Source organism: Chryseobacterium sp. MHB01, from assembly GCF_034651565.1.
Lineage (GTDB): Bacteria > Bacteroidota > Bacteroidia > Flavobacteriales > Weeksellaceae > Chryseobacterium > Chryseobacterium nepalense.
Window position 1 is genome coordinate 1 of sequence record NZ_JAYEDA010000045.1, and the last position, 933, is coordinate 933.

Annotated in this window: 1 protein-coding gene; it reads right to left on the minus strand. The window is 33.9% G+C overall.

The window, feature by feature from the left end; translation table 11 throughout:
• Positions 1–476: 476 nt before the first annotated feature.
• Positions 477–933, minus strand: a 457-nt coding sequence (locus U9K52_RS21180) for a hypothetical protein (RefSeq protein ID WP_322928022.1), incomplete at its 5' end; no start/stop codon positions are given.

Below are 933 nucleotides of genomic sequence, written 5' to 3' on the forward strand. Positions count from 1 at the left end.
TTTTGTGTTGAGGGCTTATATAAAATTTTCTTTTATTTTTATTATAAAGCTGTTGCGGCATACGTTACTGTTTGCGAATAATTTTCTTCAGGTTTCACAAAAAATATCTATAGGTTGGTAATTTGTTATCATCGTTTTTAAGACAGGTTTATATTGTAAAATTACTCTTTGCAAAAGAGTATTTATGATTCTATAATTCGAATTATTCCCTGTTAAATTATAAAAATTATCTTGTAACTCATGTAAGTATGTACTAATAGTCCAAGTATTTTTTTGGTACACCTTATTGCCCTATTAGTATTTCTGCCTGGCTAACCTTTAAAATATCAATCATCATTATAAATGATAATTCTTCCTTAAAAACATTGCTCTTTGTCGGTTAATATATATAAAATCAAAGGCCTCCCGTAGGAAGCCTCTGAAACACCAAATCACAAAATATTAATATGAAAAAAAGTTTCTTTAGAATTAGCAATTTATAAAGCAGTCGCAGTATACGTTACTGTTTGCGTATAAGTTCCGGCCGGTTTACCTAAAATATCAGAAGAAGATGATTTCGCGGCAGGAATGGTGTAGTCCAGATTCAGTGTCAAGGCGCTTCCAAGTGGAGCATTTGCCACTAAAGTTTGATCAGCTGCAGATAAAACAACAGCGTTTTTTGTACCGCCCATGGTTCCGGAAGCTGCAGCAGCTTTAATAGTCAGAACATTTACAGGGATTACGTTGGTTCCATTCATGAAATTAGCACCTCCTGCTTTTACTTTTACATTAAAATTCTTAGTTGAAGTTACTTTTAAAGAGTTGGCTTTAGTAATCGTCTGATCAGAATTATAATCTGCTGCAGTAGCGTAGTTAAAGTCAACCGTATTCCCGATTGCAGTACTTCCCGCATCAATAGAGATCACATCGTTCAGGGTAATGTTTACCGTTGTA